This window comes from Mycoplana azooxidifex, from assembly GCF_014196765.1.
Classification (GTDB): Bacteria; Pseudomonadota; Alphaproteobacteria; order Rhizobiales; family Rhizobiaceae; genus Mycoplana; species Mycoplana azooxidifex.
Genome location: NZ_JACIEE010000004.1, coordinates 508,402 through 531,471 on the forward strand (window position 1 = coordinate 508,402; position 23,070 = coordinate 531,471).

At 64.7% G+C, this 23,070-nt stretch carries 22 protein-coding genes; 20 read left to right on the forward strand and 2 right to left on the reverse strand.

The features are described from left to right. Window positions 1-5 precede the first annotated feature (5 nt). From mltA to GGQ64_RS11595, 5 genes are all read left to right on the forward strand, one after another. Complete coding sequence (mltA, locus tag GGQ64_RS11575; RefSeq protein WP_183804017.1) at window positions 6-1,121, forward strand: murein transglycosylase A; 1,116 nt, start codon at window positions 6-8, stop codon at window positions 1,119-1,121. Then, on the forward strand, window positions 1,108-1,677 hold the full coding sequence (locus GGQ64_RS11580; protein ID WP_183804020.1) for a Smr/MutS family protein: 570 nt from the start codon (window positions 1,108-1,110) through the stop codon (window positions 1,675-1,677). Before mltA ends, GGQ64_RS11580 begins: the two co-directional genes overlap by 14 nt. Continuing rightward, a complete protein-coding gene (locus GGQ64_RS11585) occupies window positions 1,674-2,054 on the forward strand; it encodes a helix-turn-helix domain-containing protein (protein WP_183804022.1) in 381 nt (126 codons plus the stop codon). Before GGQ64_RS11580 ends, GGQ64_RS11585 begins: the two co-directional genes overlap by 4 nt. A 132-nt stretch (window positions 2,055-2,186) precedes the next feature. Beyond that, window positions 2,187-4,619: a DNA topoisomerase (ATP-hydrolyzing) subunit B gene (gene gyrB, locus GGQ64_RS11590; RefSeq protein ID WP_183804025.1), complete on the forward strand. Its 2,433-nt coding sequence runs from the start codon at window positions 2,187-2,189 to the stop codon at window positions 4,617-4,619. 199 nt (window positions 4,620-4,818) lie between these two features. Further along, entirely contained in the window at window positions 4,819-5,772 is a 954-nt protein-coding gene (locus GGQ64_RS11595; protein WP_183804028.1) for a glutathione S-transferase family protein, read from the forward strand. A gap of 15 nt (window positions 5,773-5,787) precedes the next feature. Here the strand turns inward: GGQ64_RS11595 and GGQ64_RS11600 are convergent, their stop codons facing one another. After that, window positions 5,788-6,384 (reverse strand): nitroreductase family protein, encoded by a 597-nt coding sequence (locus tag GGQ64_RS11600; protein ID WP_183804031.1) that lies wholly within the window; start codon window positions 6,382-6,384, stop codon window positions 5,788-5,790. A gap of 182 nt (window positions 6,385-6,566) precedes the next feature. Between GGQ64_RS11600 and gabD the strand changes: the two genes are divergently transcribed. Continuing rightward, window positions 6,567-8,021 carry an NADP-dependent succinate-semialdehyde dehydrogenase gene (gene gabD, locus GGQ64_RS11605; protein WP_183804034.1) on the forward strand — a complete coding sequence of 485 codons (1,455 nt, stop codon included), beginning with the start codon at window positions 6,567-6,569 and terminating at the stop codon, window positions 8,019-8,021. A gap of 78 nt (window positions 8,022-8,099) precedes the next feature. Beyond that, complete coding sequence (locus GGQ64_RS11610; protein WP_183804037.1) at window positions 8,100-8,903, forward strand: aldolase/citrate lyase family protein; 804 nt, start codon at window positions 8,100-8,102, stop codon at window positions 8,901-8,903. Between the two features lie 15 nt (window positions 8,904-8,918). On the opposite strand, the gene GGQ64_RS11615 is transcribed toward GGQ64_RS11610, so the two are convergent. Further along, window positions 8,919-9,797 carry a GntR family transcriptional regulator gene (locus GGQ64_RS11615; RefSeq protein ID WP_183804040.1) on the reverse strand — a complete coding sequence of 293 codons (879 nt, stop codon included), beginning with the start codon at window positions 9,795-9,797 and terminating at the stop codon, window positions 8,919-8,921. 247 nt (window positions 9,798-10,044) lie between these two features. Here GGQ64_RS11615 and GGQ64_RS11620 point away from each other — a divergent pair, with 247 nt between their 5' ends. The 13 genes from GGQ64_RS11620 to trpA all read left to right on the forward strand — a co-directional run bounded on the left by GGQ64_RS11620 (window position 10,045) and on the right by trpA (window position 23,052). Next, window positions 10,045-11,067: an aldo/keto reductase gene (locus GGQ64_RS11620; RefSeq protein WP_183804043.1), complete on the forward strand. Its 1,023-nt coding sequence runs from the start codon at window positions 10,045-10,047 to the stop codon at window positions 11,065-11,067. 39 nt (window positions 11,068-11,106) lie between these two features. After that, the gene (locus tag GGQ64_RS11625; protein ID WP_183804046.1) at window positions 11,107-11,553 is read left to right on the forward strand and encodes an RbsD/FucU family protein; all 447 of its coding nucleotides are present in this window, start codon (window positions 11,107-11,109) and stop codon (window positions 11,551-11,553) included. A gap of 322 nt (window positions 11,554-11,875) precedes the next feature. Then, a complete protein-coding gene (locus GGQ64_RS11630) occupies window positions 11,876-12,865 on the forward strand; it encodes an ABC transporter substrate-binding protein (protein WP_183804048.1) in 990 nt (329 codons plus the stop codon). 113 nt (window positions 12,866-12,978) lie between these two features. Beyond that, window positions 12,979-14,535: a sugar ABC transporter ATP-binding protein gene (locus GGQ64_RS11635; RefSeq protein ID WP_183804050.1), complete on the forward strand. Its 1,557-nt coding sequence runs from the start codon at window positions 12,979-12,981 to the stop codon at window positions 14,533-14,535. A gap of 33 nt (window positions 14,536-14,568) precedes the next feature. After that, window positions 14,569-15,543 (forward strand): ABC transporter permease, encoded by a 975-nt coding sequence (locus GGQ64_RS11640; RefSeq protein WP_183804052.1) that lies wholly within the window; start codon window positions 14,569-14,571, stop codon window positions 15,541-15,543. A gap of 19 nt (window positions 15,544-15,562) precedes the next feature. Beyond that, entirely contained in the window at window positions 15,563-16,582 is a 1,020-nt protein-coding gene (locus GGQ64_RS11645; protein WP_183804055.1) for a zinc-binding alcohol dehydrogenase family protein, read from the forward strand. A 57-nt stretch (window positions 16,583-16,639) separates the two neighbouring features. Beyond that, on the forward strand, window positions 16,640-17,371 hold the full coding sequence (locus GGQ64_RS11650; RefSeq protein WP_183804057.1) for an SDR family oxidoreductase: 732 nt from the start codon (window positions 16,640-16,642) through the stop codon (window positions 17,369-17,371). Between the two features lie 142 nt (window positions 17,372-17,513). Continuing rightward, window positions 17,514-18,794 carry a polyhydroxyalkanoate depolymerase gene (locus GGQ64_RS11655; protein WP_183804059.1) on the forward strand — a complete coding sequence of 427 codons (1,281 nt, stop codon included), beginning with the start codon at window positions 17,514-17,516 and terminating at the stop codon, window positions 18,792-18,794. Window positions 18,795-18,935: 141 nt separating this feature from the next. Next, window positions 18,936-19,376 carry a DUF2852 domain-containing protein gene (locus GGQ64_RS11660; protein WP_183804061.1) on the forward strand — a complete coding sequence of 147 codons (441 nt, stop codon included), beginning with the start codon at window positions 18,936-18,938 and terminating at the stop codon, window positions 19,374-19,376. Between the two features lie 99 nt (window positions 19,377-19,475). Continuing rightward, the gene (locus tag GGQ64_RS11665; RefSeq protein WP_183804063.1) at window positions 19,476-20,237 is read left to right on the forward strand and encodes a M48 family metallopeptidase; all 762 of its coding nucleotides are present in this window, start codon (window positions 19,476-19,478) and stop codon (window positions 20,235-20,237) included. Between the two features lie 64 nt (window positions 20,238-20,301). Further along, a complete protein-coding gene (locus GGQ64_RS11670) occupies window positions 20,302-20,994 on the forward strand; it encodes a phosphoribosylanthranilate isomerase (protein WP_183804065.1) in 693 nt (230 codons plus the stop codon). Next, the gene (trpB, locus tag GGQ64_RS11675; protein ID WP_183804067.1) at window positions 20,991-22,211 is read left to right on the forward strand and encodes a tryptophan synthase subunit beta; all 1,221 of its coding nucleotides are present in this window, start codon (window positions 20,991-20,993) and stop codon (window positions 22,209-22,211) included. Before GGQ64_RS11670 ends, trpB begins: the two co-directional genes overlap by 4 nt. Before the next feature lies 1 nt (window position 22,212). Further along, window positions 22,213-23,052: a tryptophan synthase subunit alpha gene (trpA, locus tag GGQ64_RS11680; protein WP_183804069.1), complete on the forward strand. Its 840-nt coding sequence runs from the start codon at window positions 22,213-22,215 to the stop codon at window positions 23,050-23,052. The last annotated feature ends 18 nt before the right edge of the window (window positions 23,053-23,070 follow it).

Here is a 23,070-nt window from a genome sequence, read left to right on the forward strand (position 1 = left end):
CGATCATGGAATTCCGTCTGAAGCCGGTCGCCTTCCCTGCTCTGCCCGGATGGGTGGAAGACGACCCGACGGCGATTCTCGGGGCCATGTCGAACTGTCGCGACCATATCGCGGGGAACAAACCCTATCGCACCGGTTCGCTGGGCATCGCCGCGGCGGACCTGTTGCCGGCGCTTGCGGCTGCGAGCGAGGCAGCGCCGGCGGACGCCGCACGAGCGCGCGCGTATTTCGAGCAGTGGTTCCAGCCCTTCCTGATCGAAAGGATCGACGGCCAACAGGGGTTCGTCACGGCCTATTACGAGCCGGAGGTCGAGGTGCAAGCCGAGCCGGACGAAGCGTTCCGCTTCCCCTTCTACCGGCGTCCGGACGACCTGGTCGATGTCGACGACAGCAACCGGCCACCCGGGCTCGATCCCTATTTCGCCTTTGCGCGCCTGCGGGAAGGTCAAATCGAGGAATATCCGGATCGCAAGGCGATCGAGCAGGGCCTGCTCGCAGCTCGCGGGCTCGAGATCGCCTATGCGCGCTCGAAGGTGGATGTCTTCTTTATTCACGTCCAGGGGGCGGCCCGCCTGATCTATCCCGACGGCGCGGTCCGGCGCATCACCTATGCGGCCAAGACCGGGCACCGCTTCTCACCGATCGGCAAGCTCCTGATCGAGCGCGGTGAAATCGATGCGGCGACGGTCTCCATGGCCTCGATCAGGGATTGGCTCGCCCGGCATCCGGAGCAGGTAGACGATGTGCTCTGGCACAACCGTTCCTTCATCTTCTTCCGCGATGCGCCTGTCGAGGACCTGCATCTCGGCCCGGTCGCTGCAGCCAAGGTGCCGATCGTTGCCGGACGCTCGCTTGCGGTCGACCGCCTGATCCACACCTTTGCCACCCCGTTCTTCATCCGCAGCGACAACCTGACCCATCTGGACGGCGGCAGGCCGTTCGCCCGGACCATGCTGGCGCTCGACACCGGGTCGGCGATAGTCGGTCCTGCGCGCGGGGACATCTTCACCGGGTCGGGCGATATCGCCGGATCGCTTGCCGGCAATGTCCGCAACGCGGCGGATTTCTACGTCTTCGTTCCAAGGTCGATCGCCGCGAGATTTCACCATGGCGAAGGATAAGCCGCTCAGCACGGAGGACCGGATCCTCTGGGGCAAGGTCGCCAGGAGCGCAAAGGCGCTTCCCGGCCGCATGCAGGACCTGGAGATGCTGGAGGCGACCTTCCAGCCCGTTACGGACGTCGCTTCGCCGGCTGGTGAAAAGCCGGCATCGAAGAAGGCTCAATCGGATGATGCGGGAATCCGGATAACGAACGCCCGCGAAAGCGAGAAGAAGCACTATCCGCTCGAACGGCCGGTCAAGCGCAAGCTGGCGAAAGGTCACCTGTCGCTGGAGGCGCGCGTCGACCTGCACGGCATGATCCAGAGCGAGGCGCACGGGTTTCTCTTGAGCTTCCTGATGCAGGCGCACATGCGCGGCTTGCGTCATGTCCTGGTGATTACCGGAAAGGGCGCCTCCATCGGCAGCGACGGCGCCCTCAAGCGGGCAGTGCCGCTGTGGTTCTCGCTGCCGGAATTTCGCCCGCTGATATCGTCCTACGAGACTGCCGCCCGAAACCACGGCGGTGAGGGCGCGCTCTACGTGCGGCTGGCAAGGGCCAGGGGAGAGCGCGAATGACCACCCCCTTCGGCGTGGCGGTACGCCACCTGCGGTCGAGGAAAGGTGTCTCGCAGAAGGAGATGGCCGCTGCGCTGGGCGTCTCGCCGGCCTATCTCTCTGCCCTCGAGCACGGTCGGCGCGGCACGCCGAGCTTTGAGTTCCTGCAGAAGGTCGCAGGCTACTTCAACATCATCTGGGACGAGGCTGAGGAACTGTTCCGGATCGCGCGGATTTCCGATCCCCGCATCACGGTCGACACCGCCGGCTTGCCGCCCGAATATACCGCCTTCGCCAACCGCCTTTCCGCCGAAATCCGCGATCTGCCGCCGGCAACGATCAGGCGCCTGGCGGGCATTCTCGAAAAGGCTTGCAATTCGCGCTCTAAATCGACGTGATCCCCTGATTTCTGCCGCTATTGGCGGCCACATCGTTTGGAAAACCGGGCCTGAATCCCTATATTCACGGGTCTGGAAGGTCGGTGATTCGCCGTTTCCCATGTCCTCAGGTACGCTGGAAAGACATCCCCCATGACTGATACACCCGAGACCGACAACGGCCCGGCCGAGTACGGCGCAGATTCCATCAAGGTGCTCAAGGGCCTTGATGCGGTGCGCAAGCGCCCGGGTATGTATATCGGCGACACGGATGACGGCTCGGGCCTGCACCACATGGTTTACGAGGTCGTGGACAACGCCATCGACGAGGCGCTGGCCGGACATGCGGATATCGTCACCGTCACGCTCAATGCCGACGGCTCCGTGACCGTGACCGACAACGGCCGCGGCATTCCGACCGACATCCACAAGGAGGAAGGCGTTTCCGCCGCCGAGGTCATCATGACCCAGTTGCACGCCGGCGGTAAGTTCGACCAGAACTCCTACAAAGTTTCCGGCGGCCTCCACGGCGTCGGCGTTTCGGTCGTCAATGCGCTGTCGGTGGCGCTGAAGCTGAAGATCCGCCGCGCCGGGCGCATTCACGAAATGAGCTTCACCCACGGCGTCGCCGACGGTCCGCTGGCCGTGACCGGCGAATGCGGCAGCGAGACCGGAACCGAAGTGACGTTCCTGCCGAGCCCGGAGACCTTCACCAATATCGAATTCGTCTATTCGACGCTCGAACACCGCCTGCGCGAGCTCGCGTTCCTGAATTCCGGCGTCCGCATCCTTCTGACCGACCGCCGCCATTCCGACGTCAAGCAGGACGAGCTGATGTATGACGGCGGGCTCGAGGCTTTCGTCAGCTATCTCGACCGGGCCAAGAAGCCGCTCGTCGCCAAGCCGGTTTCCATCCGCGGCGAACGTGACGGCATCACCGTGGAAGTGGCGATGTGGTGGAACGACAGCTACCACGAGAACGTGCTCTGCTTCACCAACAACATTCCCCAGCGCGACGGCGGCACCCACCTCGCCGGGTTCCGCGGCGCGCTGACCCGCCAGGTCGTCTCCTATGCGGAGAGCTCCGGCATCCTGAAGAGGGAAAAGGTGTCGCTCACCGGCGACGACTGCCGCGAAGGCCTGACCGCCGTTCTCTCGGTCAAGGTGCCGGATCCGAAATTCTCCTCGCAGACCAAGGACAAGCTCGTGTCGTCCGAGGTCCGGCCCGTGGTCGAAAGCCTCGTCAACGAGGCGCTGAGCCACTGGCTCGAGGAGCATCCCTCCGATGCCAAGGTGCTGGTCGGCAAGGTCGTGGAGGCCGCCGCAGCGCGCGAAGCCGCCCGCAAGGCGCGCGAGCTCACCCGTCGCAAGGGCGCGCTGGACATCTCGTCGCTGCCCGGCAAGCTTGCCGATTGCTCCGAGCGCGATCCGTCCAAGTCCGAGCTGTTCCTGGTCGAGGGCGACTCGGCCGGAGGATCGGCCAAGCAGGGCCGTTCGCGCGAGAACCAGGCGATCCTGCCGTTGCGCGGCAAGATCCTCAATGTGGAACGGGCTCGTTTCGACAAGATGCTGTCGAGCCAGGAGATCGGAACGCTGATCACCGCGCTCGGCACCTCGATCGGCAAGGACGAATTCAATCCGGAAAAGCTGCGCTACCACAAGATCATCATCATGACGGACGCCGACGTCGACGGCGCCCACATTCGCACGCTGCTCTTGACGTTCTTCTTCCGCCAGATGCCGGAACTGATCGAACGCGGCCATCTCTATATCGCCCAGCCGCCGCTCTACAAGGTCGCGCGCGGCAAGTCGGGGCAGTATCTCAAGGACGAGAAGGCCCTCGACGACTACCTGATCAACGCCGGCCTCGACGAGGCGACGCTGGAGCTGGGTTCCGGCGAGGTGCGCGCCGGACAGGACATGCGCGAGGTGATCCAGGACGCGCTGCGCCTGCGCTCGCTGCTGGACGGCCTGCATTCGCGCTACAGTCGCTCCATCGTCGAGCAGGCAGCGATCTGCGGCGCGCTCAACCTCGAGCTCAGCCACAACCGCGAGGCCTATGCCGAGATGGCCGAGGAGGTCGCCCGCCGGCTGGACCTGATTGCCGAGGAGACCGAGCGCGGCTGGACGGGCGCGATTGCAGCCGATGGCGGGCTGAAGTTCGAGCGCACCGTGCGCGGCGTGAAGGAGTTCGCTCATCTCGACATGGCGCTGATCGGCTCGTCCGACGCCCGCCATATCGACCAGATGGCCGTGCGGCTGAAGGATATCTACGCCATTCCGCCCCGGCTGAAGCGCAAGGACCTGGAAACCGAGATCAGCGGACCGCGCGCCCTGCTCGATGCGGTCTTTGCCTCCGGCCGCAAGGGCCTGTCGCTGCAGCGCTACAAGGGCCTGGGCGAAATGAACGCCGACCAGCTCTGGGAAACGACGCTCGATCCGAACGTCCGCTCGCTGTTGCAGGTCCGCGTCGCGGACGCCACCGACGCCGACGGACTGTTCTCGCGCCTGATGGGCGACGAGGTCGAGCCACGCCGGGAGTTCATCCAGGACAACGCGCTCAGCGTTGCCAACCTCGACATCTGACGCGTGCCCTCGCGCGTGAAGGCAGGTCGAGAATCCGGATAATAAAGTGAACCCCGCGCCGCCCGGTGCGGGGTTTTTCCATGGCGGAAGCTGCCGGGACGGGTCAATATGCGGCCACGCGGGACGGTCGCTACCGAATCCCGCCCGCCGATCGGCTGGGCGGCACGGCCGTCATGGATATGGAAGACGGGAGCACGTCATGCTGGTGGATGGAAAATGGACGGCCGACTGGCATCCGGTGCAGGCGAAGGACGAAAAGGGCGGCTTCGTCCGCCAGGTCTCCGGCTTTCGCAACTGGGTAACGCCGGACGGCGCGCCCGGGCCGACCGGCGAGGGCGGCTTTGCCGCAGAGCCCGGCCGCTACCATCTCTACGTCGCCTACATCTGCCCCTGGGCGTCCCGCACGCTGATCGGCCGCAGCCTCAAGGGATTGAAGGAGACGATCGGCGTCTCGGTCGTCGAGCCGGTCCTGACAAGGGAAGGCTGGCGCTTCGGAGACTATCCCGGTGCGACCGCGGACACGGTCAACGGCGCCAGCTACATGCACGAGATCTACACCCGCGCCGACCCGCACTACACCGGCCGCGCCACGGTGCCCGTTCTCTGGGACAGGAAGCGCGGCACCATCGTCAACAACGAATCAGCCGACATCCTGCGCATGATGAACGACGGTTTCGGATCGCTCGCGACCAGGACGATCGATCTCTATCCGCCGGCCCGTCGCGAGGCGATCGATTCGTTCAACGCCCGCATCTATCCGGGCCTGAACAACGGCGTCTATCGCGCCGGCTTCGCTACCACGCAGCTTGCCTACGAGGAAGCCTTCCTCGACGTTTTCGCGACGCTGGACTGGGTCGACGGCGAACTCGGCGAGAGGGACTTCCTCTTCGCCGACCATCCCACCGAGGCCGATATCCGGCTGTTCGTCACCCTCGTCCGCTTCGACGCTGCCTATCACGGCCTGTTCAAGTGCAACCTGCGTCGGCTGGCCGACTATCCGCGCCTGCGCCGCTTCGTCCGGCGCATGCACGACTGGCCGGGCGTGGCCGAGACCGTCAGCCTCGACCACATCAAGCGCGGCTATTACTCGATTGCCTCGTTGAACCCGACCGGAATCGTGCCCGTCGGACCGGCGCAGGAGATGTTGTTTTGATCTCCGGCTGCGCCGTCAGTCCGGCTTGAAGCGGCCTTCGAAGGCGAAGGCCTCGACCGGGTGGCGCTGGCTTGGAACTTCACGGGCTTTCAGGTCCTCGGGCAGCGTTTCCTTCGGCGCCATCTTGCCGATGGCGAGGCCCGCCTCGACCCGGTAACCCTCCGGCACACCGGCAGCCGCCATCGCCTTGTCGCGATCGATCCCCGCCATGGCGTGGACGTGGTAGCCCGAAAACGTCGCCTGCAACGCCAGCGCGCTCCAGGCCGCACCCGTGTCGAAGGCATGCGTATAGGCGGGGCGGATCTCCCCGGAGGCGGTGCGGTTGTGGGTCTTGGAAACGATCACGGCCAGAACCGAGGCATTGGGCGTCCAGCGCCGGTTGCCCTCGTCCAGCGTCGACAGGATGGCCTGGAAGGCCTCTGTGCCGCGATGGGCGTAGACGAGGCGCCAGGGCTGGCGGTTGCTCGCCGATGGCGTCCAGCGCGCGGCCTCGAACAGGCGCAGAAGGTCCTCCTGCGGCATCGCCTCGCCGGTGAAGGCGCGGGGCGACCATCGCTCGAGAAAGACCGGATGAATGTCGTGATCGGCCGTGCGGCCATTGATCTCATGCATAAATTTCACCACCAGTGTTGCTGTCCTTGAAAGGGCCCTTGACGGGGGCAGGATGCACCGACGCGCGACCGATGTCGACCGGGCGCGGTCGCCGCAACAGCCTTCGCCGCATTGTGGAGTGGGCGGAAAAGAGCCTATAACCGCATCCGGGAATTCAAGGTCGTGAACAGGGAGACAGCACCATGAGCCTCAAAGATCCAACCCTCCTGCGCCAGGCGGCGCTCGTCGGCACGCGCTGGATCGAGGCCGACCCTGCGACAGGAATCGCCGTGAACAATCCGGCGACTGGCGAACGCGTCGGCTACGTGCCGAAACTGGGTGCGACCGAGACGAAGGAGGCGATCGCCGCCGCCGAGAAGGCGCAGAAGGAATGGGCCGCGCGCACGGCCAAGGAGCGCTCCATCATCCTTCGCAAGTGGTTCGAGCTGATGATGTCCAACCAGGACGATCTCGGCCGTATCCTGACGATGGAACAGGGCAAGCCCCTGGCCGAGGCCAAGGGCGAGATCGCCTATGGCGCAAGCTTCATCGAATGGTTCGCCGAAGAAGCGCGCCGCCTCTATGGCGATATCGTGCCCGGCCACCAGAAGGACAAGCGCATCCTGGTGATGAAGCAGCCGATCGGCGTGGTTGCCGCGATCACCCCGTGGAACTTCCCCAATGCGATGATCACCCGCAAGGCAGGGCCGGCCTTCGCCGCTGGCTGCGCCATGGTTCTGAAGCCGGCTTCGCAAACCCCGTTCTCCGCCATCGCGATCGCGGTCCTTGCCGAACGCGCCGGCCTGCCGCCGGGGCTGTTCAGCGTCATCACCGGATCCGCCAGGGAGATCGGCGCCGAGATGACGGCAAACCCGACGGTGCGCAAGCTCACCTTTACCGGCTCGACCGAGGTCGGCGCCGAGCTCTACAGGCAGAGCGCGACGACGATCAAGAAGCTGGGGCTCGAGCTCGGCGGCAATGCACCCTTCATCGTCTTCGACGACGCCGACCTCGACGCGGCGGTCGAGGGTGCCTTGATCGCGAAGTTCCGCAACAACGGCCAGACCTGTGTCTGCGCCAACCGCATCTATGCGCAGGAGGGTGTCTATGATGCGTTCTCCGAAAAGCTGGCCGCTGCGGTCGCAAAGCTCAAGACCGGAAACGGCTTCGATGAAGGCGTCATTCTCGGTCCGTTGATCGACGAGGCGGCGCTCGCCAAGGTCGAGGAGCATGTGTCCGACGCGCTCGGCAAGGGTGCGCGCGTCGTCCAGGGCGGCAAGCGCCACGCGCTAGGCGGCACATTCTATGAAGCGACCGTTATCACCGGTGTAACATCCGATATGGCGGTGGCGCGCGAGGAGACGTTCGGGCCGGTGGCGCCCGTTTTCCGCTTCAAGGACGAGGCGGACGTCATTGCGCAGGCGAACGATACCGAGTTCGGGCTCGCCTCCTACTTCTACGCCAAGGATCTGGCACGCGTCTTCCGCGTCGCCGAGGCGCTGGAATACGGCATGGTTGGCGTCAACACCGGGCTGATCTCGACGGCGGAAGCGCCGTTCGGCGGCGTCAAGCTGTCGGGCCTCGGCCGGGAGGGGTCGAAGTACGGTATCGAGGAGTTCACCGAGATGAAGTACGTCTGCCTCGGCGGCATCGGTTGACGACGCTCGACTCTCCATCGGCCGGCGCACCGTCGGCCGATGGTCACTGATCTTATTGCAGTCGAGGAGGATTTGCGCATGCCCGCTCCCACCAATCCGTTCAAGGCCGCGCTCCGCGAGGGAAAATTCCAGCTCGGTCTGTGGGTGGCGCTCGGCAGCGCCTACGCCGCCGAGATTGCCGCCGGCAGCGGCTACGACTGGCTGCTGATCGACGGCGAGCACGGGCCGAACGACATGCCGCTGATCGGGGCGCAGCTCGGCGCCTTGCGCGGCAGCGCGAGCCACCCGATCGTCCGACCGCCGATGGGCGAGGCATGGCTGCTGAAGCAGTTGCTCGATCTCGGCGCACAGACCTTCCTGATCCCGATGGTGGAGACCGCCGAGCAGGCAGCCACGCTGGTGAGGGCCGTGCGCTATCCGCCCCGGGGCATCCGCGGCGTCGGCGCCGGACTTGGACGCGCCAGCGATTTCAACCGGATACCGGACTACCTCGCCACGGCCGACGAAGAGATCTGCCTGATCGTGCAGGTCGAAAGCCGCGCCGGTCTCGAGGCGCTCGACGACATCGCCGCGGTCGAGGGCGTGGACGGCGTCTTCATCGGCCCCTCCGACCTGGCCGCGGACATGGGGTACTTGGGCCAGCCGTCCGCCTCAGCCGTACAGGAGGCGATCCGTGACGCCTTCCTGCGCATCCACCGGCATGGAAAGGCGCGCGGGATCATGACCGTGGCGGTCGACCAGGCGCACGAGTACCGGGCGATGGGCGCGGACTTCATGGCGATCGGCACCGACGTCAATTGCCTGGTGAGATCGATTGACGGCCTGCGCCGCACCTTCCTGGGCCTGCCCGTTGGAGCAGACCAGAAGGGCGGCGGATACTGAGGCGGATCCTGCAGCTCAGTTGGTGGATTGCAGCAGCGTCTCGCGGGCCGATTTCAGGTGCCGCCGGCAGGCATCCTCGATCCGTGCGGGATCGCGCGATTTCAGCGCGTCGATGTAGACCAGATGCTCCTCCATCGCCCGTGCATTTCGCTGGCGCGCATTCGTCTTGTTCCACTGGTAGTGATAGTGGAAGACGATGGCGATGATGTCGTAGAAATCGATGATGAACCGGTTGCGCGAGGCCCGGTGCACGAGCAGGTGAAACCGCTCGTCCAGCTCGGAAAATTCACGGTAGCGGTTGTCCACGTCGGCAAGGATCTCGCGGTGGAGGGCCGCTATAGAGTCCAGCTCCGCCCATGCGGGATGGTCGTCCGGCAGATGCGCGAACGCGGCGGCCGAGCGCAGCTCGAACATTTCGCGCACCTCGGTCAGCTCGAGCGCGAACTCCGGCGTGAACCCCTTCAGTACCCAGTGGCTGTTCGGGCGCTTCTCGATCAGCCCGAAGCGGCTGAACCGGATGAGGAATTCCCGCACGCTCGTGGTGCCGGTGCCGATCTCGCGGGCAAGCTCCAGCTCGTTGATCTGCATGCCCGGTTCGGCGCCGCCGGCAAGAATGCGGCGCATGAAGCTGCGCTCGATGATCTCCGAAAGCGAATCGGTTTCCGCGGTCGGGAAGTAGTCGGCGGCAACGGGCTTGCGGAGCACGACCTTGCGGCGCTTCGACCATTCTATCAGCCCGATCTCTTCCAGCCGCGTCAAGATTGCCCGGATCGTCGTGCGGCTGACCCCAAGCTTGTTGCCGAGCTCCGGTTCGGATGCGAGCGCACTGCTCGTATCGAGGAGAACGAGGCAACGATTGAAGGCATCCTTGAAGACGGTATTCTGCTTGGCCATGGCTCTCGTCGATCGATCGGGTTGAGATCTGCTCGTTTAAGTGGCGGCGGAAAAATAATCCAGCGCATGGACGGGCTTCGCCGGATCTGTCCTCCGGCCATGCCGGAGCCGGTCCCTGCATGTGATCCTCCCGTCGCCCATAATACCCATTGACCTTGATCTGTCTATTGTAGATAAAAGACAGAAGTCGGATTGTTCTGCGCGCAACCTGGGAGTGAGGGGTGCAAGCGCGCAGCGGGAGGCAGCGATGCGGACACGGACCATCGGTACGACGGGCCTCGCCGTGGGCGAGTACAGCTTCGGAACGGCTGCTCTCGGCGGCCTTTACCGTCCCTGCCCGCGCGACACCGCGATCGCAACGCTGGAAGCAGCGTGGGACGAGGGCATGCGCTACTTCGATACGGCGCCCTGGTATGGCTTCGGCCTTGCCGAGCGCGCGACCGGCGATTTCCTTCGCGCCAAGCCGAAAGACGCGTGGGTGCTCTCCACCAAGGTCGGCCGGATCATGTTTCCGGTGGACGACGACAAGGTGCCGACGGACTACGGCTATGTCGATCCGCTGCCCTTCGATGTGCGCTACGACTACAGCGACGACGGCATCATGCGCTCGCTGGAACTGAGCTATACGCGGCTCGGGCTCAACCGCATCGACATCCTCTATGTTCACGACATCGGTGCCTATACCCATGGCGCCGAGCGCAATGCAGCGCATTTCAAGGCGCTGATGGATTCCGGGCTGAAGGCGCTCGAGGAACTGAAGGCGTCCGGCACCATCAAGGCCTATGGCCTCGGCGTGAACGAGGTGCCTGTCTGCCTGGAGGTCATGAAGCGCGCGCCGATCGACTGCATCCTGCTGGCCGGGCGGTACACGCTTCTGGATCGCTCTGCAGTCGAGGAACTGCTTCCGCTCTGCCAGGAACTGAAGACTTCGCTGGTGGTCGGAGGCGTGTTCAACTCGGGCATTCTGGCGACCGGCGCGGTCGCGGGTGCGCATTTCGACTACATGCCCGCCAATGACGACGTCGTGGCGCGCGTGCGCGCCCTTGAGGAACTGGCGAGCATCAACGGCGTGCCGCTTGCGGCTGCCGCGATGCAGTTTCCTCTGCGGCATCCTGCGGTCGCTTCGGTGCTTCTGGGCACGGCCAAGCCGTCCAGCCTGCACCGTAACGCCGAACTCACCCGGATCACGGTGCCGGAAGCCCTTTACATGGAAGCCGACGGCCATACTCTGGTCGCTCCGCCGCTCGGAACCGAGGCGGTGCGGCAATAGGGTTGCCGGCAGATTTGAAAGATATTCAGGAGCATACGCATGTTGAAAGGCATTCACCCCCTGCTCGGCCCCGATCTCCTGCACGCGCTGCAGTCGATGGGGCACGGGGACGATATCGCCATCGTGGACGCGAACTTCCCGGCCCATTCGATGGGGCCGAAAGTCATCCGCGCCGATGGCGTCGATGCGCTCGCCATGACCGAGGCCGTCCTCGCCCACATGCCGCTCGATACGTTCGTGTCGGACGTCGCCTGGCGGATGCAGGTCGTCGGCGATCCGGACGCGGTGCCGCCGGTTTGCGTCGAATTCCAGAACATCGTCAACCGCCTGGCCGGTGATTTCACCGTTCGGTCGGTCGAACGCTTCGCCTTCTACGAGATGACGCGGAAGGCGGCCTACATCATCGCAACGACCGAGTTTCGGCTCTATGGCAACATCATTCTCAAAAAGGGCGTGCTGCATCCGCACGAAGTCTTCAAGGTCTGACGGAGCCGGGGACGGAACGTCAAAATGGAATGAACATTCCATGTTGACAGTTTGGCGGAACTATTGTTTCAATTGAGCATCGCCTGATTGTTGGGGCTGCATGTCACCGTGGAGGCGGTGGCGTCGCGAAGGAGGAAATCGATAGCGGGCTGCGCCCGGGCCGTATGCGCAGGAGCGCGATGGCCTGGGGGCGCTGGGGCTTACGACCCGATCTTTCCACACCGGCCGCGAACATAAATGTATTTTATCGATAAGAATCGTCCGCTCGCGTTCAGCGGTTCGGTTTCACTGGAGGAGAACGCACCCTGAGAGGAGAACCCTGATGAGCATTGCCAAGCAGCTTCTGTCGCGACGCACATTCACCGCGCTGGCCGGTGCAGCCGTGTTTGCGACGATGACGCCCGCCGCGTCGTTCGCGCAGGACGTCACCATCCCGATTATCGTGAAGGACACCACATCGTTCTACTGGCAGATCGTTCTTGCCGGTGCACGCGCAGCCGGCAAGGATCTCGGCGTGAGCGTGCCGGAACTCGGCGCCCAGTCCGAGGCCGACATCAACGGCCAGATCAGCATTCTCGAGAATGCCGTCGCCGGCAAGCCGGCCGCCGTCGTCATCTCGCCGACCGAATTCAAGGCGCTCGGAAAGCCGGTCGACGAGGCCGCAAAGTCCGTTCCGGTCATCGGCATCGATTCCGGCGCCGACTCGAAGGCCTTTTCTTCGTTCCTGACGACAGACAACGTCCAGGGCGGTCGCATTGCCGCCGACGGTCTGGCCGCCGCCATCAAGGAAGCCACCGGCAAGGAAGAGGGCGAAGTCGCCATCATCACCAGCCTGCCCGGTGCCGGCTCGCTCGAGCAGCGCCGCGAGGGCTTCCTCGACCAGGTCAAGACCAAGTATCCGGGCCTGAAGGTCATTGCCGACAAGTATGCGGACGGACAGGCTACGACCGGCCTCAACATGATGACCGACCTTATCACCGCCAATCCGAACCTCGTCGGCGTCTTCGCCTCCAACCTGATCATGGCGCAGGGCGTCGGTCAGGCGATCTCGGAAAACAAGCTCGGCGACAAGATCAAGGTCATCGGCTTCGACAGCGACGACAAGACGATCGGCTTCCTCAAGGACGGCGCGCTTGCCGGCCTCGTGGTGCAGGATCCCTATCGCATGGGCTACGACGGCGTGAAGACGGCGCTGGCGGTTTCCAAGGGCGAGAAGGTCGAGGCCAATGTCGATACCGGCGCCAACCTGGTGACGAAGGCCAACATGAGCGAGCCCAAGATCGACGCGCTCATCAACCCGAAGGTCAACTGACCCAAGGGCAGCCGCGCCGGTTTCCCGCCGGCGCGGTTTCCCGACTTTGATCGCGGAACCGTCCGGCGCTTGCGCCGGGCGATTGGAAAGGCCGCAAGCAGGAGGAGAGCACCATGACCCGGCTGGAGGATATTGCGCATCGCCACGACGAGGCCAGCGCTCTTCTGACGGAAGGCAGCCGCGTGCCGGCGGGCACGCCGATCCTCGAATTGAAGGGCCTTCAGAAGAACTACGGCTACGTGCAGGCCCTGAAGCCGGCGACGATCACCTTTCTGGCGGGCGAGATCCACGCCATCGTCGGGGAAAACGGCGCGGGCAAGTCGACGCTCATCAAGCTTTTGACCGGCGTCATCACGCGGACGGCCGGCGAAGTGCTCTGGTGCGGCCATCCGGTCGCCCTTTCCACCCCCAACGAGGCGATCGCGCGCGGCATCAATGCCGTGCATCAGGAGGTGGTCCTCTGCCCGCACCTGTCGGTCGCAGCCAATCTTTTCCTCGGCGACGAAGTCGAGCGGCACGGGCTGATGCGCAAGAGGCAGATGGAGCGGATGGCGCAGTCCGTCCTCGACGACCTCGGCTTCTACCTCCCGGCCGCAGCCGACCTCGGCTCGCTGACCATCGGCCAGCAGCAACTCGTCGCCACCGCGCGCGCAGCGATGCGCGGCACGCAGTTCCTCATCTTCGACGAGCCGACCGCCTACCTGACGCGACAGGAATCCGCCCAGCTCTTCAAGCTGATCCGCCGCCTGCAGAGCGAGGGCGTCACGATCGTCTACATCAGTCATCGGATGGAAGAGGTCTTCGAGCTGGCCGACCGCGTATCAGTTCTGCGCGACGGAACCCATGTCGGCACGCGGGCGATCGGCGAGACCAACGAGAGCGAGCTGATCGCGCTGATGATCAATCGCTCGATCGAGCAGATCTACCACAAGGAAGACATCCCGATCGGCGCGCCGATCCTGGAAGCGCGCGGGCTGTCCGGGCCGGGCTTCGAGGATATCTCGCTGACCGTCCGGGCCGGCGAGATCGTCGGCCTCTACGGGCTGATCGGCGCCGGCCGCAGCGAGTTCGCGCTCGGTCTCTACGGACGCCATCCGCTGTCGGCGGGCGAAGTCCACTGGATGGGCCGCAAGGTGAAGATTCGCAACGAGCGCGACGCGATGGAACTCGGGATCGCGCTCGCTCCGGAAAGCCGGCGCGACCAGGGCCTTTGCCTCAACCTGCCGATCGGCCTCAATATCAACCTGCCGGTCTTCGGGCGGCTGAGCCGCGGCCCCGTGATCGGTCGGGCCGAGGAGGCGGCGAACGCCGACAGGCAGATCCGCGACCTCGCCATCAAGACGCCGAGCCGGCGCGTGCCGGCGTCGTCGATGTCCGGCGGTAACCAGCAGAAGATCGTTATCGGCAAGTGGCTGAGCCATGGTGCCAAGCTGTTCATCTTCGACGAGCCGACGGTCGGCGTCGACGTCGGCACCAAGGCGGAGATCTACCGGCTCTTCGCAAAGCTTTTGAAGGAGGGGGCCGGCATCATCCTCATCTCCTCCTACCTGCCGGAAGTCTACGAGCTTGCCGACAGGCTGCACGTATTCCGGGGCGGCAGGCTTGTCGGCAGCCACGATTTCCACGCCGCAACCCACGAGGACGTGCTCGGCGAGGCAATAGGCGTCTGAGCCAGAATTGAGATTGAAGCGGGAGAAGCAAGAATGACCATCACTACAACGGAGAGCCCGGCTGCCGCCCCGCGGCGCGGGATGAACATCCTCTTCAGTCTGACGCTGATCGGCCTCCTGCTCGCGCTCTGGATCGCACTCGGCATCGGCACCGCCAGCTTCTGGACGCCACTGAACATTTCCAACCTGTTGCGGCAGGGCGCGATGACGGCGATCCTCGCCGTGGGCCAGACCTTCGTCATCATCACCGCCGGCATCGATCTCTCGGTCGGCGCGATCGTCGGCTTTTCGACCGTCATTCTTGCCTGGCTCCTGCAGGCGGGCGTTCCGCTCTGGATCGCGATCGCGCTAACGCTTCTCATGGGCGTCGCCATCGGCACCTTCCACGGCTTTGGCATCGTCCGCATGGGGCTCCCGCCGTTCATCATCACGCTGGCAACATTGACGTCCCTGCGCGGGGTCGGCCTGCTGATCACCAACGGATCGACGATCTCGATCACCAACGAAGGTTTTACCAATTTCGCCCGCGCCGATTTCCTCGGCATCCCCAGCCTGTTCTGGATGGTGATCCTGATTGCCGTGCCGGCCTATATCTTCCTGCATCTGAGCCGCTGGGGACGCTATCTCTTCGCCGTCGGTTCGAACAGCGAGGCGGCGCGCCTGTCCGGCGTCAACGTCAACCGCACGATCTACACGGCCTACATCCTGTCGGCCACATGCGCCGCCTTCGTCGGCGTCCTGCTCGCCTCGCGCATCGGCATCGGTAACGCCACCCAGGCCGAAGGCTGGGAACTGCAGGCGATCGCCTCCACGGTGATCGGCGGCACCAGTCTCTTCGGCGCCGTCGGCTCGGTACACGGCCCTTTGATCGGCGCGTTCATCCTGGCGACGATCAACAACGGTGCGAACCTTTTGAACGTCAATTCGTTCTGGCAGCGTATCATCACCGGCCTGCTGATCATCATCATCGTCTATTTCGACCAGCTTCGCCGTCGCGGAAGCCGCTGACGGCCGGGAGAATTGCGAAATGCGCACCATCGTCTGCCAGGAGCCGGGGCGGCTCGAACTCGTGGAACGGCCGTCCCCCTCCGCCATCCCCGAAGGCTGGGCCCGCATCGCCGTGAGCCATGTCGGGATCTGCGGCACGGATTATCATATCTTCGAGGGCAAGCACCCCTTCCTGGAATATCCGCGCGTCATGGGCCACGAAGTCTCCGCCACCGTGGTGGAGGCTCCCGCCGGATCCGGCCTGGCGGCGGGCCAGCCGGTCATCGTCAACCCCTACATCTCCTGCGGTTCCTGCGTGGCCTGCCGCAAAGGTAAGCCGAATTGCTGTGTGGCGATCCGGGTGCTGGGCGTGCACACCGACGGCGCCTTCTGCGACGAGATCGTGGTGCCGGCAATGAATCTGTACCCTGCGGGCAACCTGTCGCTGGAGGCGGCCGCTACCGTCGAGTTTCTTGCCATCGGCGCCCACGCCGTCCGCCGGGCGCAGATGCCGAAAGGATCCCGGTCGCTGGTGATCGGTGCCGGTCCGATCGGGCTCGGAACGGCGCTCTTCTCCCGCATCGCCGGCCACGACGTCACCTTGCTCGACACCTCCACGGAGCGGCTCGCCATGGCGAGCGACAGGCTCGGCTTCGAAAGCGGGGTGGTGGCGGATGCGGACGTTGCATCGGCTCTGGCGGACATCACCGACGCGGAGGGCTTCGACGTCGTGTTCGATGCGACGGGCTATGCGAAGTCGATGGAAGCTGCCTTCGCCTATGTCGCTCATGGCGGCACGCTCGTCTATGTCAGCGTCGTGAAGGACGACATTCGCTTCGCCGACCCCGAGTTTCACAAACGGGAGATGACGCTGGTCGGCAGCCGCAACGCCACCGCAGAGGACTTCCGGCATGTGGTTGCCTCCATCGAGGCGGGCCATGTTCCGGTCGAGGCGCTGGTGACGCACCGCACCACGCTGGAGGCCGTGCCGGCGGACCTGCCGCGCTGGGCGACGACGAAGGACGGACTTATAAAGGCAGTAGTGAGGGTTGCGCGCTGACCCCGTGCGCATCCATCATCGTTCGGCCTGTTTCGATCAAGTGACGAGGAAAAGACTATGAGCCAGGATCTGGGAGGAAAGACAGCGCTGGTGACGGCGGCCGGGCAGGGGATAGGCCGCGCCTCGGCGCTCGCCTATAAGCGCGCCGGCGCCAGGGTGATTGCCACCGACATCAACGCGGCGGCGGTGGAGTCGCTCGCCGCCGAAGGGATCGAGACACGCCTTCTCGACGTACTCTCCGACCAGGCGGTAAAGGATGCCGCCGCCGAGATCGGTCCCGTCGACATCCTGTTCAATTGTGCAGGCGTCGTTCACGGCGGGACCGTATTGGAGACGAGCGACGAGGACCTGGCGTTCGCCTGGGATCTCAACGTTCGCGCGATGGTGCGCACGGCCCGCGCCTTTCTGCCAGGCATGCTGTCCCGCGGCGGCGGTGCGATCGTCAACATGGCCTCGGTGGCCAGCAGCGTGAAGGGCGTTCCGAACCGCTTCGCCTATTCGGTCACCAAGGCGGCCGTGATCGGCCTGACAAAATCGATCGCCGCCGACTATGTCGCACAGGGTGTCCGCTGCAACGCGATCTGCCCGGGTACGGTGGAAAGTCCGTCGTTGCAGGAGCGCATGCGCGCCGGCGGCGACTATGAGGCAGCGCGTGCCGCCTTCATCGCGCGCCAGCCGATGGGACGGCTCGGAACGCCGGAGGAAATCGCCGATCTCGCCGTCTATCTGGCCGGCGCAAGCTATACGACCGGCCAGGCCTATGTGATCGATGGGGGGTGGACCGCTTGAGAATCAATCGGTCTCCTGTTCTGTTGCACCGCAACGGAAACATGATACCCTGTTGGCAATTGCATGAAGGGCTGGATCACCCGAGCCTGGAAGCGCTCAGGGAAACTCCGGTTTCCTCATGTCACGACAGGGATTTCTTCCCATGTACTATCAGCTCTATGAACTGAACCATGCCATGATGGCGCCCTGGCGCGCCGTCGCCGACCACATGCGGCTCGCCTACAGCAACCCCCTCAATCCGCTTTCGCACACCTGTTTCGGGCGAACCATGGCGGCCGGGCTGGAAGTACTGGAGCGGGCGACGCGGCGCTACGGCAAGCCGGCCTTCGGTCTCGACACGACCACCGTCGACGGCCAGCCCGTATCGGTCCACGAAAAGGTCGTCTGGCAGCGTCCGTTCTGCAACCTCGTCCATTTCGAACGCATGCTGCCCGGCGGACATCGAGCCGACCCGAAGATACTCATGGTGGCGCCGATGTCGGGCCACTACGCGACGCTCCTGCGCGGAACCGTCGAGACTCTCCTGCCGCACGCCGAGATCTACATCACCGACTGGGTTGACGCCCGCATGGTGCCGCTTTCGGACGGATCGTTCGATCTCGACGACTTCATAGACTACATCATCGACATGCTGCATGCGCTCGGGCCCGATACCCATGTGATCGCGGTCTGTCAGCCGTCTGTGCCCGTGCTTGCCGCCGTCGCGGTGATGGAGGAGGACAGCGATCCGCTGGCGCCGGCCTCGATGACGCTGATGGGCGGGCCGATCGATACGCGCGTCAATCCGACGGCCGTCAACAGGCTGGCCGAAGAGCGGCCCATCGAGTGGTTCCGCGACAACGTCATCATGCCGGTGCCGTGGCCACAGCCGGGCTTCATGCGCATGGTCTATCCCGGCTTCCTGCAACTGTCGGGCTTCATGTCGATGAACCTCGATCGCCATCTGATCGCCCACAACGAGTTCTTCGAGCACCTCGTCAAGAACGACGGCGATGCGGCCGAGAAACACCGCGACTTCTACGACGAATACCTTGCCGTGATGGACATGACAGCCGAGTTCTACCTGCAGACGGTGGAGACCGTGTTCATGAGGCACGCCCTTCCGAAGGGTGAGATGATGCATCGCTCGCGCCGCGTCGATACGGGTGCGATCCGCAACGTCGCGCTGCTCACGGTCGAGGGCGAGAACGACGACATTTCCGGCGTCGGCCAGACGAAGGCGGCGCAGACGATCTGCCCCAACATCCCCGACAGCCGCCGCCTGCACTACATGCAGCCCGATGTCGGCCATTACGGCGTGTTCAACGGCTCGCGCTTCCGGCGTGAGATCGCGCCGCGCATCGTTTCGTTCATCGAGGCGAACCGGCGGGAAAAGCGACCGGTGCCGCGCGTCATCAAGGGCGGCAGGGCCGGAGGCAAGTAGGCAGCCGGTCGAATTGTTGTGGGGCTTTCATGGGCTTGCCCGATTCTGTCGGGCATTGCCTTGAAGCGTGTTCATGGTCTTACCACATCGAAATCATCGGTCGCCACGGTGGCGGTCCGGCGAATGTGAGGAAGATTGCAAATGAACCAGTCTGCATTGCTGCGTCCGGATTGGACGCCTGCGACCGTCGCGCTGATGGTGCTGGGTTTTATGGTCTTCTGGCCTCTCGGCCTGGCCATGCTTGCCTACATCGTTTTCGGCGAGCGCCTCAAGAGTTTCAAGAAGGATGCGAACAACGCCGCGGACGGCTTCTTTTCCGCATGCCGCGGGCGTAGTCGCGGTTTCCGCGGCCAGGGCTTCGGCCAGAGTTCGGGAACAGGCAATGTCGCTTTCGACGAATGGCGCGAAGCCGAACTGAGCCGCATCGAGGAAGAGCGCCGCAAGCTCGACGAGATGCGCGAGGAGTTCGACGCCTACATGCGCGAACTGCGCAAGGCGAAGGACAAGGAAGAGTTCGACCGCTTCATGCGCGAACGCCGCTCCGGCAATGGCGGCACGGTGCCGGGTTTCCCGGCCGCCTGAACGGGCCGAACGTCTTGAAACGTCATGCTGCGCCGGCGCCCCTGTGGCGCCGGTTTTGCTTGGTTCAAAGGCCACGCGAATCGGCTATGAAGGAGCGCTATGTTCTCCTCGATCCTGAAGCCCCGTCGTGCATTGCGCACCCCCCCGCCGCCGGAAATGCGGGCGGTCGAGGTGAACGGCCGCTCCGTGCCCTTGACGATCCGTCGAAATGCGCAGGCGACGCGGCTTACCCTGCGGATCGAACCGGGCGGCCGGGCGCTGAAGATGACGGTTCCCACCGGCCTGCCCGAGCGCGATATCCGTGACTTCCTCGATCGCCATCATGCCTGGCTGATGACCAAGCTCGCGCGCTTCTCCAGCCGCAGCGCCCTTGCCGACGGCCACCATCTTTTCATCCGCGGCGTCGCCCATCGCATCGAGGAGACCGGCATGCTGCGCGGGCTGACGGAGGCGGTGACGGTCGACGGCGAGGCGGTCCTGCGCGTCAGCGGGCAAAGCGAACATGTCCCGCGGCGCATCAGCGACTATCTCAAGAAGGAGGCCCGCAGGGACCTTCAGGAGCGCGTCGCCTTCCATGCGCCCAGGATCGGTCGCAAGGTTCGCTCGATGACGCTGCGCGATACCCGCAGCCGCTGGGGGTCGTGTTCGGCGGATGGCGCGCTCAGCTTTTCCTGGCGCATCGTCATGGCTCCGCCCTTCGTGCTAGACTATCTGGTGGCCCACGAGGTCGCGCATTTGCGCGAAATGAACCATGGTCCGGACTTCTGGAGCCTCTGCCGCGAACTATGCCCGAGGGTGGAAGAGGCCAAGCGCTGGTTGAAGCGGAACGGCACGATGCTGCACGCCCTCGACTTCGACTGACGTGCCGTCGCGGGCGCGCAAATGTCCTCGACTCCGCGGCCGTTTCATGCGAGTTCCGTGGCTCATGAAAAGCAATGTCGGCAAGAGCATCGATATCAAGATCTGCGGCCTGAAGACGCCGGAAGCCGTGCTGCGCGCCGTCGATCTCGGCGCCACTCATGTCGGCTTCATCTTCTTCGAAAAGAGCCCGCGCAACATCGAGCCTGCCGATGCCTCCGGGCTGGCGGATCTGGTCAGGGGGCGCGCGAAGATCGTCGCCGTTACCGTCGATGCCGACAATGACGAACTCGATGAGATCGTTTCGCTTCTGCGCCCGGACATCCTCCAGCTTCACGGCAAGGAAACGCCCGAGCGCGTGCTGACGATCAAGGCGGTCTATGGCCTGCCGGTGATCAAGGCCCTCTCGGTCCGGGAGGCCGCGGACCTCGATAAGGTCGAGGCCTATGCCGGTATCGCCGACCGCTTCCTGTTCGACGCCAAGCCGCCCGCCGGCTCGCAATTGCCCGGCGGCAACGGCGTTTCCTTCGACTGGTCGCTGATGGATGCGCTTGACGGCGGCGTCGATTACATGCTTTCCGGTGGTTTGAACAAGGACAATGTCGAAGAGGCGGTCACGGCGACGCGGGCGCCCGGCGTCGATGTGTCGTCCGGCGTGGAAAGCGCGCCGGGCGTCAAGGACCTCGGCAGGATGGAAGAGTTTTTCGAGGCGTTGCGGCGGGCGACCGGTCGGGCCGTTGCCGCAAGGAGCAGGATGTGAACCAGTCACCCTATCTGAATTCGTTTCGCGGCGGTCCTGACGAGGACGGCCGTTTCGGAATCTACGGCGGCCGCTTCGTCGCCGAGACGCTGATGCCGCTGATCCTGGAACTGCAGGAGAAGTGGGACGAAGCGAAGACGGATCCGGAATTCCAGAAGGAACTGGGCCATCTCGGCACGCACTATATCGGCCGGCCCTCGCCGCTCTATTTCGCCGAGCGCCTGACGGAGCATCTCGGCGGTGCGAAGATCTACTTCAAGCGCGAGGAGTTGAACCACACCGGCTCCCACAAGATCAACAACTGCATCGGCCAGATCCTGCTTGCCAAGCGGATGGGCAAGACGCGCATCATCGCCGAGACCGGTGCCGGCCAGCATGGCGTGGCCTCGGCAACGGTGGCCGCGCGCTTCGGCCTGCCCTGCGTCGTCTACATGGGCGCCACCGACGTCGAGCGCCAGGCGCCGAACGTCTTCCGCATGAAGCTCCTCGGCGCCGAGGTCAAGCCGGTCACAGCCGGCAGTGGCACGCTGAAGGACGCCATGAACGAGGCGCTGCGCGACTGGGTGACCAATGTCGACGACACCTATTACCTGATCGGCACCGCCGCCGGCCCGCACCCCTATCCGGAGATGGTCCGCGACTTCCAGGCGGTGATCGGCCGCGAGGCCCGCGAGCAGATCCTTCAGGCGGAAGGCCGGCTGCCTGACCTCGTCATCGCCGCCGTGGGCGGGGGATCGAACGCGATCGGTATCTTCCATCCCTTCCTCGACGACAAGGGCGTCAAGATGGTCGGCGTCGAAGCCGGGGGCAAGGGCCTCGACGGCGACGAGCACTGCGCCTCGATCACCGCGGGCTCGCCGGGCGTCCTGCACGGCAACCGCACCTACCTGTTGCAGGACGGCGACGGCCAGATCAAGGAAGGCCACTCGATTTCGGCGGGCCTGGACTATCCCGGCATCGGCCCGGAGCATTCGTGGCTGAACGACGTCGGCCGCGCGGAATACGTTCCGATCATGGATCACGAGGCGTTGGAGGCCTTCCAGCTTCTTACCCGCATCGAGGGCATCATTCCCGCCCTTGAGCCCAGCCATGCGCTGGCCGAGGTGATCAAGCGCGCACCCGGCATGGGCAAGGACGAAATCATCCTGATGAACCTCTCCGGCCGCGGCGACAAGGACATCTTCACCGTCGGCAAGATCCTCGGCATGGAGCTCTAAGATGACCGCCCGCATGGACAGACGATTCTCCGCTCTCGCGGCTGAAGGCCGCCCGGCACTCGTGACCTACTTCATGGGCGGCGATCCGGACTATGCCTCATCGCTCGCCATCATGAAGGCGCTGCCGACGGCCGGCGCCGACGTCATCGAGCTCGGCATGCCGTTCTCCGATCCGATGGCCGACGGGCCGGCCATCCAGGTGGCCGGACAGCGGTCGCTGAAGGGCGGCCAGACACTGGCCAAGACCATCCAGATGGCGCGCGACTTCCGGCTGGAGGACGCAGACACGCCGATCGTGCTGATGGGCTACTACAACCCGATCTACATCTACGGTGTCGACCGCTTCCTCGAGGATGCGCTCGAAGCGGGCATAGACGGCCTGATCGTCGTCGACCTGCCGCCCGAGATGGATGACGAACTCTGCATTCCGGCGCTCCGCCGCGGCATCAACTTCATCCGCCTGGCGACGCCCACGACGGATGCCAAGCGGCTGCCGACCGTACTGGAGAACACTTCCGGCTTCGTCTACTACGTCTCGATGAACGGCATCACCGGTTCCGCCCTGCCGGATCCGTCCGTGATCGGCGGCGCCGTCCGGCACATCAAGGACCACACAACACTCCCGGTCTGCGTCGGCTTCGGCGTCAAGACGGCGGAACAGGCGCGTGCCATCGGCGCGTCTGCGGACGGCGTGGTCGTGGGCAGCGCCATCGTCAACCAGATCGCTTCCAGCCTGACGGCGGACGGCGCCGCCACTGAAGCGACCGTGGCTGGCGTCGAGGCGCTGGTGCGCAGCCTTGCATCCGGCGTGCGCGGCGCCCGGGTTGCGGCAGCGGAATAAATCCCCACATAGGGGCGA